Genomic DNA, 14276 nt, shown 5'->3' with positions numbered 1-14276 from the left:
TGTTTTGCTTTGACCTCATTTTTGACAACCTCCTGTTAGTATTATTTTACTAAACTAGTGTGTGATTGTCCAAATGGGTTAGGGGGATTAAGAGAAGGTGCAGAAGACTTTGGACAACAAAAAATAAATAAGTGAAACACAAATGAAAAAGTAGTGGCTACTATTGTTGTAGAAAACTGCTTAAGTAAATTTTCAGCAGTTGCTAAATGCATACATGTGGCACAGGTTCCATTAAGTCCATCATGATCATGCTGATGATTGGCATGGATTAATATAAATACTGCTGAAAGAATGGAGGTCACGATGATGCAAACGCAAAGCATCACAGCAATATACTTTGTCATTAAACGTTTAAGACTTTGCTTAAAAGAATAAATATCATACATCGTAATACCTCCTTTCATGCAATTGACTTTTATTCTCAAAATTCTTAGTCGCATTTAAGTATAATACTGAATTTACATTTTTTCAAGTTCTACCCATATAAACATATATTCTTATATAATAAAATACAATACACGCAAGTGTGTGCATCCCTGCTCAAAAAGTTTTTTTATTACATAGGAAATCTTGAGGAATTTCCTATGTAATAAAAAATAAGCGTAAAATCTGATAGATTTCACGCTGAACTATTTTTTATGAAATTTGCTGATTGATAATATTTTCGCTGTCTGCCATTGCCTGAAGGGTCATAGAAAGAAGTTTGTCAAGATCCCATCCAAGCATATTTGCACCACGCTCAATCACTTCTCTTGAGCAGCCAGCAGCAAAGCCTTTGCTCTTGTATTTCTTCTTAAGAGATTTCAGTTCCATGTCCTTTGTACTTTTTGAAGGACGCATAAGTGCTGCCGCCCAGATCAGTCCTGTTAACTCATCTACAGCATAGAGCACTTTTTCCATCTCATGCTCTGGAACCACATCAATTGTAGCACCACATCCTACAGTGATTGCATAGCCATGAGAAACAACACTATGGATGATCTCTTCTCCTACGCCTTCTTGACGCAACAGCTCCGGTGCCTTAAGGCAGTGTTCATCAGGATACAGTTCAAAATCAATATCATGCAATAATCCAATATTTCCCCAATATTCTTCCTCATCACCATAACCTAATTCTTTTGCAAACCATTTCATAACAGCTTCAACTGTCAAGGCATGCTGGATATGAAAAGGCTCTTTGTTATACTTCTTTAAAATTGCAAGTGCTTCATCTCTTGTTAATTGCTGCATCTTCAAACCTCCTGTAATAAAAAATTACTTTTTTCAAATTTGAACAATATGAGCTGGATCATCGCTTCACCTGTTTCATTTAAATTATACCCAAAATCTACCGTTTTTTACTTGTAGTCTATTTTAATCATAAATATGATAAATTTCAACATCAAAAAATCATATAAATTTTAACAATATACATTTTTAATGGATATTGACAAAACTTGCTAAATTGTTATAATAATCGTTAATATATATATGAATACTTGGGTATAAAATTATCTTTTAAGTTATAATTTTATAACCCAATATTTTTGTGCCTTTTCCTTTTCTTATTAAAAATATATGAATACTTGTATATAGTGAGGTGTACTATGGAAAATTTGCATGAGAATTTATTAAGTCTTATAGGAAAAACCCCTCTTGTAAAATTTAACCGTATTAACGATGGCACGGCGGAAATTTATGCAAAAGTCGAATATTTTAATCCGGGAGGAAGCGTAAAAGACAGAATTGCCTATTCGATGATTGCCGAGGCTGAAAAAAAAGGACTAATCAACCAAGATACAGTAATCATTGAACCAACCAGCGGAAATACCGGTATAGGCCTTGCACTGGTAGCTGCCATAAAAGGCTACAGACTTATTCTGACAATGCCAGAAACGATGAGTATTGAAAGAAGAATGCTTCTTAAAGCTTATGGGGCAGAGCTTGTACTCACTCCAGGTTCAGAAGGTATGAAAGGTGCTGTAAGAAAAGCCGAGGAACTTGCCAGACAATATGGAAATGCCTTTATACCACAACAGTTTAAAAACCTTTCCAACCCAAAAATTCATCGGCTTACCACTGCCCAGGAAATACTAAACGATACGAACGGCAATATAGACATTTTCGTAGCCGGCGTCGGTACCGGGGGAACATTAACAGGAGTTGGTGAAATCCTCAAAGCACATAATCCTGATATCAAAGTCGTAGCTGTGGAACCTTCTGCTTCTGCCGTACTTTCAGGAGAAATGCCTGGACCTCATAAAATACAGGGAATTGGGGCTGGCTTCATTCCTGAGATATTAAATGTAGATGTAGTTGATGAGATTATTAAAGTCTCAAATGATGATGCCATAAACACTGCAAGAAAGCTTGCAAAACTGGAAGGACTCCTAGTTGGAATATCTTCGGGGGCTGCTGCCTGGGCTGCCCTTACTCTGGCAAAGCAAATTGAAAATAAGGGTAAGCGAATTGTTGTTGTTCTGCCCGATACAGGTGAAAGATATTTATCTGCCGGACTTTATTCGCAAGAGTAATTCAATTAGTCAATTAAAGAGGGGGAAACTGATATGAGTTATAAATATCCATATTTAAATACGGATATGCCGGATAAAACTGAAGTATTACAGAAAACACCAAATACAGCAACCAAAATGTTAATCGAAAAAATTGAGGCAGACGGCAATGAAACTTATCTTGACAGATTTGCCAGCCAACAGCCTCAGTGCAGTTTTGGACTTAAAGGCACCTGCTGCAGGATGTGCCAATGGGGTCCATGCCGCATCACGGAAAAAAGCCCCAGAGGCATTTGCGGAAGAAGCCAGGATGAAATTGTAATCAGCAACATTATAAGGGCTCTTGTATCTGGCCTTGCCGCCCACGGAAGGCATGCTCACGAAATCATATACACCATAAAAGGGGTCGCAGAAGGTAAAATCAACTTAAAACTTAAGGGGACCGAAAGAATCATCGAAATGGCAAAAAAACTTGAGCTGAAAATAAGTAACAAAACTCCCGAGCAATTGGCAGGCGAAATTGCAGATATCCTCATTGAAGACCTGTCAAGAATGGACAATAAGAACATTCGCCTCCTTGAAGTATTCGCTCCTCAGGAGAGAAAAGATGTGTGGGGTAATCTTGATGTTCTTCCCCGTTCAGCATCCTATGAAATCATGGAAGCCCTCCATATGACAACCCTGGGAAGCTGTACAGACTGGAGAGCGATTGCAGGACAGGAAAAACGCTCGGCCCTTGCTTACTGCTATAGTACACTGTTTGGCTCCTCCCTTGCCACAGAAATACTGTTTGGGCTCCCTGAACCGAAGGAAACAGAAGTTAATTACGGCATCATGAAAGAAGATCATGTCAATATACTGGTTCATGGACATTCTCCTGTAATGATTGAGAAGGTTCTTGAAAAAATCAAGCTTCCTGAAATCCAACAGCTGGCAAAAGATTATGGTGCAAAAGGCATTGTCATCGGAGGGCTTTGCTGCACAGGTACTGAATTGTTAGCAAGGTATGGCATACCAACTGTTACAAATATCCTTGGGCAAGAATTCGTCATCGGTACAGGCGCAGTAGACTGTGTAGTTGTGGATATGCAGTGCGTTATACCAGGTATGAAAATACTCGCCGACTGCTATGGTACAAAAATCATTACCACCTGTAATTCCAACAGAATTCCGGGTGCTGTCCATCTTCCCTTTGATCCTGAAAAACCTGAGACTCTCGATGAAGATGCTTATACGATTGCCAGAACAGCTGTTGAAGCTTATAAAAACAGAGATAGAAGCAAGATCAAAATACCTAAAGAAACTACAAAAGCTTACGGAGGATGGGGCTATGAAAGCATTGTTAAAACCCTGGGAGGCATCTCAAATATCGGAAAACTGTTAAAAAACGGTACATTGAAAGGAATCGCCACTGTGGTGGGCTGTAATACTCCCAAGGTCGCTTATGAAAGCAACCATGTCACCATTGTGAAGAAACTCATCGAATGGGATATCCTTGTTTTAACGACTGGCTGCTGTTCCCATGCTCTGTTGAACGCAGGACTGTGTAGCAAGGAAGCATCAGAGCTCTGTGGCAATGGTTTGAAAAAAGTTATAGAAGAATATAATGTTCCTCCGGTAATGGCTGTAGGAGGATGTGTAGATAATACCAGAACCTTACGGCTATTTATAGCTTTATCAGAAGAACTGGGGATAGCAATCAAAGATATGCCGTTTATGTTTGTGGGTCCTGAGCCTGGAAATGAAAAAACTGTAGGACAAGGTATGAGCTTCTTAATGCATGGTGTATCCAATCTCGTAGGCTTCCCTGCTCCAATACCTGTTCCCATGCCCAAACCAATAGCAGGTTCTGCTGATGGTGAAATGGATCGCGGAAGTAACAACATTGCAGATTATTTTGGAGGAAACGGCGCTCTTGAAGAACTGGGAGCAAAAATATACACCGAACCCTATCCTGAGTTAGCGGCTCAAACCATCAAAATGCATATTAAACGAAAAAGAAATCATCTTGGTTGGAAATAGGAGGATGATACATGAAGATTTTAAAAAGGATTTTTGTTACAGCAATTTTTACTTTACTGATCACCGGCTTGTCTGCATGCGGTGGAAGTCAGAATGTCAGCAATACTGAAAACGTCACCAACGATACCAAGAACGAGGGTGGCAAGCAAACTGTAAAGATAGCCTATCTTCCTATCACTCATGCCCTGCCCTTGTACGTAGAAAATGAACTGGGACAAGAAAACTTTAAGAATATCCATATTGAGCTTGTCAAATTCGGTTCATGGCCTGAATTAATGGATGCTCTCAATACGGGAAGCGTTGATGGCGCATCAGTATTGATCGAACTTGCCATAAAAGCAAAGGAACAAGGAATCGATTTAAAAGCAGTAGCTCTTGGCCATCGTGACGGGAACGTAGTAGTTGTTTCTCCAGATATCAGCACTACCAGTGATTTAAAAGGTAAAACCTTCGCCATTCCTCACAGAATGTCCACCCATAATATTCTCCTGTATCAGATGTTAAAAGATGCAGGACTAAGTTTTTCTGATTTAGACATCGTTGAGCTTCCTCCGCCGGAAATGCCTGCTGCTCTTTCAGAGGGCAGAATATCCGGATATCTTGTTGCCGAACCTTTTGGTGCAAAAGCAGTAGCTGGCAACAAGGGAAAAGTACTTTATTACTCCAAAGATTTATGGAAAGATTCTGTGTGCTGCGGCTTAGTATTAAGAGGCGATTTTATAAAAAATAATCCTGCTGCCGCAGAAGAACTTTTAAAAGAATACGTTGCTGCTGGTGAATATATTGATTCAAAAGGTGAAAAGGTCCAGGAAATCTCCAAAAACTATATGAATGTAGAGCAAAATGTTCTTGACCTGTCCATGGAATGGATATCCTACAATGATCTTAAAATCTATGAAAAGGATTATAATGATTTAATTAAATATCTCGTAGAAATGGGCTTATCAGAGAATCCTCCCTCCTACGAAGATTTCGTAGACAACTCATTTATTGATAAGGTCGTGATCAAATGAGCAGATTAAGAAAATTAATCAATACATTAATTGGATTAGTAATTTTGCTTGCTGTATGGCAGGGAATTGTCCTTACAGGAAAGTATGACACTTCCCTGCTTCCTCCTCCCCAAAAGGTTCTTCACGGGATGGGCGAACTTATAGAAAATGGAACGCTTTTTACACATATAACGGTTAGCTTATACCGCTTTTTTGCCGGCTATCTGAGTGCTGTGGCAGCTGGCATCGTTCTGGGCCTGATTTTTGGATGGTTTAACAAACTATGGGGAATCTTTGATCCTATCGTACAAGTATTAAGGCCTATATCCCCCATAGCCTGGTTCCCATTTATTGTGCTTTGGTTCGGTATTGGCGATACTCCTGCCATTGTAATCATTTTTATTGCTGCATTCTTTCCAGTACTTTTATCAACAGTATCTGCAGTAAGCAAAGTGGATCAGACATATCTTAAAGTGGCCAAGAATTTTGGCATCAAACAGCCCCACATATTAACAAAGATTATTTTCCCGGCGGCTTTCCCATACATCGCAACAGGACTTCACTTAGCCCTTGGTACAGCATGGGTTTTTCTCGTTGCAGGTGAAATGGTCGGTGCACAGTCCGGTCTTGGATATCTTATTATCGATGCCAGAAATAACATAAGGCCAGATTTAGTACTGGCAGGCATCATATTCATTGGAATCTCCGGTCTCATTCTGGACAGACTAATACGATTACTGGAAAATTGGGTCGGTAAAAACTGGGGAATCGTACCGAACGAAAGGGGAATCTGATATGTATATTCAGGTTAAAAATGTGACCAAGATATATAATCAAAACTCACCAAAAGCATCCAAAGCCCTTGAAGGTGCAAATTTGGATATCAACTGTGGTGAATTCATATGTCTGTTAGGTCCTTCGGGATGTGGAAAGACAACGCTTCTGAATCTTATTGCCGGTTTTGAAAAGCCTACGGAGGGAGAGATATTACTTGACGGGAAAGTTGTAAATGAACCTTCTATAAAATATGTAACCATTTTTCAAAACTACGGGCTGCTGCCATGGAGGACTGTACAGGGTAACGTGGAACTGGGTCTGGAATCCTTAGGCTATGATAAAGTAAAGATCAAGGAAATTGCTGAAGAATACATTGAACTGGTAGGACTTTGTGAGTTTAAAAAACATCATCCGTATCAACTTTCCGGTGGTATGCAGCAAAGGGTTGCAATCGCCAGGGCTTTAGCAGTTGACCCTGATGTCATTTTTATGGATGAACCTTTTGGCGCCCTGGATGCAATGACCCGGATGAAGATGCAGGATGAAATCTCCAGTCTCTGGGAAAAGAAGAAAAAAACCATTCTGTTCGTGACCCATGATATTGATGAATCCGTCTTTCTGGCGGACAGAATTGTCATTATGACCCCCCATCCCGGAAAAATAAAAAGTATTATCGATGTTCCTTTGGCAAGAAAAAGGGACAGGACAAATCCCGATTTCCTGGCAATCCGCGATAAAGTATTTACAGAGTTTGAAATGAAAGAAAAGGACAGGATCGACTATTATATTTAATCTCAGAGCACTTATATTTCCCCTAGGCTATTGTATACAGCCAATGCATCCGTAATGTTAAATTGTTCCGTATGATGATTTCCTTTTGCTCCGGCTGTAATAAGAATATATTCCTGCTGCCCAACTTTTGCAAGGCTTGCCAGACATAGACCGGCTTCATCAGTATATCCAGTTTTCCCGCCTAAAATTTCTCCATTCATAATGGTTCTGCTATCAAGTTTTTCATATATGGTACTGGTTAAAGTAATCCCTTCTGGATGCTGATTCGTAGGTGGAGTGGAATAACGGAATGTAGTAAAAATATCTCGGAAAATATCATTTTGTAAAGCTTCTCTTAAAAAGATACTTATATCTTTAACTGTCGTATAATGGTTCTCATCATGAAGTCCGGTCGTATTTTCAAAATGGGTATGGCGCATGCCAAGTTCTTCTGCCTTCTCATTCATTAGTCTTACAAAGTTCTGTTCTGATCCCGCTATATGTTCCGCCAGCGCAATACAACTCTCCGCACCACTGGGCAGCATGGCGCCATATAGCAAATCCACTGACCTGTTCCCCCGGCTTAAAGCCTGCCATTGATGCATTGGCTTCATACAGCCCTTCAAACATAGATTGGGTAAGTTCAATTTTTTCATTGAGATCAGATAAATGCTCTATCGCAACAAATACGGTCATCATTTTAGTTAGGGAGGCTGGGTAAACTTTTTCTTCACTGTTTTTTTCCATCAAAACAGCATCATCCCTTAATCGGACCAGAATTGCATTGGAACTGTATAATTGATCAGGCGTCACAGACACTGGCACATCAGTTTCTTTTTCTATTGGTAAAGGAACCATGACTGTTTTATAGGCATAAGCATATAATTTCTCAAATATTTGGCTGTTTCCTGAAGTAATGATGGAACGGTAAGCAAAATAGGCAATACCAGCTATCATCAGAAATTTTATAAATTTTCGTCTTCTATGTTTTTTCTTTCGTGCTTTTTGTCTCATAATATAAAACACCCCTTATTATGTGATGATATTAATTTAACCACAAAACAAGGAGTTATGTCTGAAATTTACTTTATAAATTTCTTAAGATTTTCTTACATCAAGTATAAAAATTCAATTACTCATAATATCCCTGTTCAATACCAGAAATAGATGGATTTTTACTATCATAAGTAATATTTGTTTTCCATCAGTCCAGCCATGATAAATTGCATTGCAGTTAATGAATAATTATTTAATAAATTAAAATCATTATTATAGTAGTTATAATACTGATAATACTCCAGTAACATTCTTTTTCTTGCCATTGCCTCTGCAATAAGCATCTGATGCTGTTTTTTGCGTTTTAATTTTATCTTTCTCTCATCCTCTGCCTTTATGTCAGCTTCTATCTTTTTTCTTACTTCGGGTTTTAGGTCTCCGGTAACATAGTGTGTAACCGTTCCATCTGAGTGAATAATAATGCCGGATGAATGTATTTCATGTCCCATAGCAGACAATTCTGCCTGATACCTTAATATGGAATTCAAATAATTCTGTATCTTACTCTCAAAATAAGAGGCTTGATCCGGATCGCTTGCCATCTGATTTAAAATATATGGTGCAATGACAACATTTCTTGTCCCTGTAGTTCCTGCCCCCATAGCATCTACATCACTTTGGTCTTTTCCTACATTTTTAACGATCACATTTCCATAGCATAATCTTAAATAGTCCGTATAGGTATCAAGCTTTGTCATATTTGCTCCAGCTATGTTTTGTAAGATCTGTGCAAAACTTAATCTGGTTGCTGCTACGTTCTGCGCTTTGCCAGCCCATCTGACTGCTCCATACTGTGATATTGCTAAAACATTATTTATATTATTCATACCCATTTTCTACTCTCCTTTCATTTCTCATCATCACAGTTAAAACAAACACCGTAAAAAACATTTTTCTCTTATGTGAGTGAAAGTAGACAAATGAAAGTCTCGGCATTCAGGTTTTCTATTTTTAGCTTTGTTCTAAACAATCACATCTTGATAAAATATATAGCTGTTATTCATTATATCGTAAAAAATATCTATTTATTGAGCTAAAAGGAGTAAAATGTATTTAAAATAACACAAACAACTTTCAAAACTTGTTTAATTAAGATAATTCACACCAAGAAAGAGTTTTTCTTACCATTGCACAGGAAATCCAAAGGAGTTTCTTACATAATTAAAAAAGGTACCCGACAATAATCAGGTACCTCATTAAAAGAGTTATTCCATGAAATTAAACTCACTATCTTTCCTTCCTTTGTCATACTTATCATTTCTTGAGCTGAAAGTTCATTTTGATTTTTGTCTGCCGCCAGATTTGGAATTTCTGATGGGCTTACTTCCACAGTTTCAACGCCTTTCTCCAGGCCACTTTCCTGAAATTTCTCTGCCAATACCGGGAAAGCCATGGCGAATACTGCTACAATCACTCCAGCAGTCATAATAGGCAAGGTTAAAGGTCTCCAACTTATCAGTTAGGCCTCCCCTGGCAGTAATTAAAATCACTTTTGTGTTTTCAGATATAGTATGTTTTAACAAATCCATACCGCTCATCCCCGGGAGCATAATGTCAAGTAATATTAAATCATACTTTGAATTCCTAATCATTTCCACAGCCCGGTAACCATCAAGTGCTTTTTTACACTCATAACCAATGACAGAAAGATTCATTGCGATCAGATTATTTATTGACCTGTCATCTTCTACAATTAGAATTTTCGCCATACTTCTATTACCATTTACAAAAACAAACCATTTTATCCAAAATGTATTATTTATTATTACATTATAGCATAATATCTACAATATTGACTTTTCCCAGCAAAAATAAAGGACCGTCTTTTTGTCGGTCCATTTTTTATTTACATACCAAGGGCTTAGTCCAATAGTTAGGACTAAATATTTACTTTCTCAACATTTGGCTTTTTTCTTACATTTATCTCTGACAGAGACAGTCCAGCCAATGTTAATAAAGTACCAATCAGAGATGTTCCCGTAAGTTTTTCATGGAGAATAAGATACGATACCAGAATATTAATAACCGGTATTAAGTAAATATAGATACTTGTTTTGGCTGCACCAAGTACACTTATACTCCAGTTCCATATAACAAAACACAATGCAGAAGCTCCAAGGCCAAGGAATAAAAGATTCAGTACATTGGCAGGTTTAGAAAAACGTACAAGCCCCAAATGAAAATCTGAAAACATCAAAGCAGGGATTAAAAACAAAGTTCCATAGAAAAATACTCGCCGTGTGCAATCCGTATTGTTATAATCCAGTTCGCTTACTTTTCGCATCAAAATGGAGTAAACCGCCCAAAATAGGCAAGCTAATACAGCAAGGATATCTCCTTTAGGATTTAATTTTAATATAAAGCTGCCATTAAAAATGATCAGAGTGATTCCTGCCATTGCAACGATAAATCCAAAAAATACTTGAGGCCTCAGAGGTTCCCCTTTTAAAAAGAAATGTGCCAATACCGCTGTAAAAAATGGAGCAACAGAAACAATAATGCCCACATTGGAAGATAAGGTATAGGTAAGTGCTACGGTTTGAAGCAGGAAGTACATCGTCACTCCGCTAAAACCCGCAGCAAGGAAAAGAATTTCTTCCTTCAAATTTTTAGTTTTTATAAAATGGGGATGGGCCAGAAACAAGGCAATATAACATAGAATAAAACGGAAAAACAGTATTTCATAAGCCGAAAAATCTTCCAAAAGAACTTTGGTAGAAACAAAGGTTGTTCCCCAAATCAAAATACTGAATACAGCCGCCAGATGACCAGCAGCTATAGAACGCGTTTTTATCATAACTCCACTCCTTACATTAACCTCTTTGCTTATGGTTCTCACATATCCCTGACTACTTCAACACAATTTCACGGCCACTAATAGTACGAATATATTGAAATAATTCTACTTCGATTGAACTGGTATCAGGAGAAACTGGTTCCTGGATTACAGCAGCTTTGAGTTTAAGACCCAGAATACCTGTAGACTGATCCGGTGCAACAATAAATCCCATACTACTTCCTCTGTGTAAAGGCTTTGAATCCAAATAAGCTTTGGAATAAAACTGTAAAGAGATATCTTCTTCACACTCATATTCAACAATAGGAAAATACATCCCTCTGGGGCAAATCTCCAAAAAATGTTTTTCAAAATCTGACTTTGCACGAGTAAACTCTTCAGAAGTCATCTTCTCTTGAATTTTAGGGTTGCTGAAAGTTTTTTCCATTTCCGCCCACATGTCTAACAAATATACCCTATTAATCTGTGCCCAATGTTCTTCACCGGTGTCTGCATCCTGAAACCATAATCTATCTGAATATTCTCCCCCAACAATCAAAGTGACAGGCTTTTCCACCTGATGCGAGACACTTCGGATTCCCGTTACAAAGCGTATTTCTGTACTTGAATCAAAATCTGGAATAGATATATAGTCCCCTTCCAATTTTGCCCTGGTCAAAAATAAGGTATTTATATTCTGATAATCGATCCCATTTGGTTGCCATCCGTTATTTAGAAACTGGACAAGGAGTAATATATCCTCCCTATTTTCTGTACTCATCTGTCCGGATTCCGAAACATATACTTTAAATTCTCCTTCTCCAATAAACACTTTTTCAACTGGGAAGATTGAATTTATGGCATCATTCCTTCTGTCAGCACGCATCAACATCCTGTTACTCTCGGGTACATCCGCAGCATCAGACATCTCTGCCTCTTCACTTTCCTCAATCATTTGCTCAAAATTCTCATCATATTGCAAAATCAAAAGCTCCATCTCCATACCATGGCGTATCAATCCCATGACATTGCAGACGACACCGTCTACTGTAGCACTTTTCCCTATTACTTTAATCTCATCTATACGGGATAAGATATCCTGCAAATATCTGATATTCATATGTTTACTCCTTATTACATAAATTCTTAGCTTACCTTATACTTCCAATGCTATGAAATCCGATTTTTCATATCGATTATGCCCTTTTAACGATTTCTTGTATTTCCAGCACTTAATAGCATCTTCCAGAGTTCTTCCCTGATGATCTGCAAAAAATGAATAACTCACTCCATTGAATTTGAATTTATTTTGACAAAAGGGATGCATCAGTTGAAGCACCCCTTTGTGATCATTACTTATTACTTGTTAATCAGCTTTAATTCATTAACCTGTTCCGCACGCCCTGTATTACAGCTGAATATAATATAAAATATTATAAACATTTGGAAGAAAATTTCAACAAAAAACCTTAATGAAAATAAGGCTTCCTGACATTGCTATCTCAGGCAAACTGCCTAAGAAACTATCCAACATCTGGGAGCCCCTATTTCTAACTCAAATCAGATTAAAATTGAATTGATCGCTTAATTAATATTGATCAGTGCAAGACCCGTTAAGCAAACAATAATTCCGGCGATTTTATTCCATGTTATTGACTCATGATAAAGCAGGTAGCCAACGAAAATCAAAATTACTGCCAGCACCGATGCCTGAACAATCTGGGCTACACTTACCGGCCATCCAGCTTTATAAGCATAAATATATCCGACTTCCAGACCAACAATAGCAAAACCAAGTACAGATGGCGCCCAGTTTACTTTACTGTATTCATGAATGATGTTTGCCTCCTTATTCAACACATAATAAAAAATCAAAGACGCTACCGCACCAATGACATAAGTAACTGTTAAGGAAGCAAAAGGATTCATTTCATCTGGTGCTGATTTTGCGCTGATTTGATAAAACACATTTGACAGTATGATCTGCAAGTGGCCAGATAAACTTAAACATCATCTTTTCTATTCCCCCTAAAAAAATATCTTAATTTAAAAACATTTTCAATTATTATATAAAATTTTATTAATAGATTCAACACTTGCATTGGTGTTAATCATAGACTGAAGTTTATTGAAAGCTTTTGCCGGTTCACCAACAAGGATATATCCAACAAATGCTCCGTTACGAAATACAAGTTTAGAATAGCTAAAGTGTTCGTTATCAATCTTTTGATCTATTTCATAAGTTGCTTCGGGAAGAGTGCCTGTATCACCTAAGCAAACAACTCTTGTTCCCATAGTGGCAAGTATATAAGGTGTATCCGTTATTTTGTAAACAGCATTTCCTCCTGCAGCATTGGTCCCTGCAACCTGTCCCTGTTTGCCAGCTACTGCCCAGAGCCCGAACCATCTGCCGTTGACACTTGCTACATCCCCTGCCGCATAAATATCTTCAATACTGGTCTCCATTTTCTCATTGACATTCACGAATCGATCTATACTTATGCCTGTTCCCTGGAATATTTCTGTATTAGGCGCAACGCCAACCGCTACAATAACAGCATCCGTTTCAAGGGATGTATGATCATCCATATGCACTCGCATAACCTGTCCATTCTGATCCCCTTCAAAACCTGTCACACATTTTCCGCAAAGCACCCTAATACCTAAGCTCTCCACTTTATCCTTAAATATTTCTGAACCTTCCTCATCCAGTTGCTTAGGTAAAAGTCTTGGCATACCCTCTATCAATGATACTCCAATACCCATTTCAGAAATTTTGTGTGCAGCTTCAAGTCCAAGCAGTCCTCCTCCGATCACAACTGCCTTTTTGGCACCCTTTAGACTCTTATTGATTCCCACAAGATCCTCCCAGGTCCATAAGGTATGGACACCTGAAAGTTCTTTCCCTTTAAAAGAAGGCATGATGGGTGTACTGCCCGTAGCCAGCACCAAGCTGTCATAGCTGTATTCTTTGCCTTCAACAGTGATTTTCTTGCCTTCAACATCTATTGCTGTAACTTTTGAGGAGGTCTCCACCTGAATTCTGTTCTTCTCAAACCAGTCTTCTTTGTTGACTTTAAGCTCATCATAGTCTGCATTCTTGCCAATGTACTCACATAAACGGAGCCTATAGTATGGTAACAGGTTCTCTTCCCCAAACATAATGATATTAGCCTCCGGGTCCTGAGCTCTAGCTGCCTTTGCTGCTGAAAGTCCTGCGGCTCCACCTCCGATAATCAATATTTGTCTTGAACTGCCTGAAAAATTATTATTCATATCCTTCGTCCTCCGTAAAAATGATTTAAATCTCCATTTCTTAACATTATTATATCACATATTCATGATTTCATCTGTTTATATTATTTTTTCATCACATATTCTATTTAATCA

At 38.1% G+C, this 14276-nt stretch carries 17 protein-coding genes; 5 read left to right on the top strand and 12 right to left on the bottom strand.

What is annotated here, in order from left to right:
* Positions 1-41 precede the first annotated feature (41 nt).
* Positions 42-440: a hypothetical protein gene (locus JOD07_RS12300; RefSeq protein WP_204614155.1), complete on the bottom strand. Its 399-nt coding sequence runs from the start codon at positions 438-440 to the stop codon at positions 42-44.
* Positions 441-636: 196 nt separating this feature from the next.
* Positions 637-1230, bottom strand: a complete 594-nt coding sequence (locus JOD07_RS12295; RefSeq protein ID WP_158741638.1) for a hydrolase — start codon at positions 1228-1230, stop codon at positions 637-639.
* Between the two features lie 356 nt (positions 1231-1586).
* Here JOD07_RS12295 and cysK point away from each other — a divergent pair, with 356 nt between their 5' ends.
* Genes cysK through JOD07_RS12270 form a run of 5 tightly spaced genes read left to right on the top strand, consistent with a single transcriptional unit; the run spans position 1587 to position 7075 of the window.
* Positions 1587-2513: a cysteine synthase A gene (cysK, locus tag JOD07_RS12290; RefSeq protein ID WP_158741637.1), complete on the top strand. Its 927-nt coding sequence runs from the start codon at positions 1587-1589 to the stop codon at positions 2511-2513.
* A gap of 33 nt (positions 2514-2546) precedes the next feature.
* The gene (gene cooS, locus JOD07_RS12285) at positions 2547-4514 is read left to right on the top strand and encodes an anaerobic carbon-monoxide dehydrogenase catalytic subunit (protein ID WP_158741636.1); all 1968 of its coding nucleotides are present in this window, start codon (positions 2547-2549) and stop codon (positions 4512-4514) included.
* A gap of 11 nt (positions 4515-4525) precedes the next feature.
* Entirely contained in the window at positions 4526-5527 is a 1002-nt protein-coding gene (locus JOD07_RS12280) for an ABC transporter substrate-binding protein (protein ID WP_158741635.1), read from the top strand.
* Complete coding sequence (locus JOD07_RS12275) at positions 5524-6300, top strand: ABC transporter permease (protein WP_158741634.1); 777 nt, start codon at positions 5524-5526, stop codon at positions 6298-6300. Before JOD07_RS12280 ends, JOD07_RS12275 begins: the two co-directional genes overlap by 4 nt.
* A gap of 1 nt (position 6301) precedes the next feature.
* Positions 6302-7075 carry an ABC transporter ATP-binding protein gene (locus tag JOD07_RS12270; protein ID WP_158741633.1) on the top strand — a complete coding sequence of 258 codons (774 nt, stop codon included), beginning with the start codon at positions 6302-6304 and terminating at the stop codon, positions 7073-7075.
* A gap of 11 nt (positions 7076-7086) precedes the next feature.
* On the opposite strand, the gene JOD07_RS15880 is transcribed toward JOD07_RS12270, so the two are convergent.
* From JOD07_RS15880 to JOD07_RS12230, 10 genes are all read right to left on the bottom strand, one after another.
* Positions 7087-7599, bottom strand: a complete 513-nt coding sequence (locus tag JOD07_RS15880; protein WP_330636313.1) for a D-alanyl-D-alanine carboxypeptidase family protein — start codon at positions 7597-7599, stop codon at positions 7087-7089.
* Positions 7514-8068, bottom strand: a complete 555-nt coding sequence (locus JOD07_RS15875) for a D-alanyl-D-alanine carboxypeptidase family protein (protein ID WP_330576610.1) — start codon at positions 8066-8068, stop codon at positions 7514-7516. The genes JOD07_RS15880 and JOD07_RS15875 overlap by 86 nt, the downstream gene beginning before the upstream one ends.
* A 167-nt stretch (positions 8069-8235) precedes the next feature.
* Positions 8236-8943 (bottom strand): DUF6033 family protein, encoded by a 708-nt coding sequence (locus JOD07_RS12260; RefSeq protein ID WP_204614154.1) that lies wholly within the window; start codon positions 8941-8943, stop codon positions 8236-8238.
* 320 nt (positions 8944-9263) lie between these two features.
* On the bottom strand, positions 9264-9440 hold the full coding sequence (locus JOD07_RS12255; RefSeq protein WP_204614153.1) for a hypothetical protein: 177 nt from the start codon (positions 9438-9440) through the stop codon (positions 9264-9266).
* Between the two features lie 4 nt (positions 9441-9444).
* A complete protein-coding gene (locus tag JOD07_RS12250) occupies positions 9445-9819 on the bottom strand; it encodes a response regulator (protein WP_158741630.1) in 375 nt (124 codons plus the stop codon).
* Positions 9820-9989: 170 nt separating this feature from the next.
* Positions 9990-10904 (bottom strand): DMT family transporter, encoded by a 915-nt coding sequence (locus JOD07_RS12245; RefSeq protein ID WP_408609354.1) that lies wholly within the window; start codon positions 10902-10904, stop codon positions 9990-9992.
* 55 nt (positions 10905-10959) lie between these two features.
* Positions 10960-12006: a hypothetical protein gene (locus tag JOD07_RS12240; protein WP_204614152.1), complete on the bottom strand. Its 1047-nt coding sequence runs from the start codon at positions 12004-12006 to the stop codon at positions 10960-10962.
* A 36-nt stretch (positions 12007-12042) separates the two neighbouring features.
* Positions 12043-12174, bottom strand: coding sequence for a hypothetical protein (locus JOD07_RS15705; RefSeq protein WP_279380863.1), 132 nt, complete (start codon positions 12172-12174; stop codon positions 12043-12045).
* Positions 12175-12470: 296 nt separating this feature from the next.
* Positions 12471-12854, bottom strand: a complete 384-nt coding sequence (locus JOD07_RS12235; RefSeq protein WP_330636309.1) for an EamA family transporter — start codon at positions 12852-12854, stop codon at positions 12471-12473.
* 90 nt (positions 12855-12944) lie between these two features.
* Positions 12945-14162 carry an NAD(P)/FAD-dependent oxidoreductase gene (locus JOD07_RS12230; protein WP_204614151.1) on the bottom strand — a complete coding sequence of 406 codons (1218 nt, stop codon included), beginning with the start codon at positions 14160-14162 and terminating at the stop codon, positions 12945-12947.
* Positions 14163-14276: the final 114 nt, after the last annotated feature.

Source organism: Defluviitalea raffinosedens, from assembly GCF_016908775.1.
In the GTDB taxonomy this organism is placed as follows: domain Bacteria; phylum Bacillota; class Clostridia; order Lachnospirales; family Defluviitaleaceae; genus Defluviitalea; species Defluviitalea raffinosedens.
This window is presented reverse-complemented; position numbering and strand designations above follow the sequence as displayed.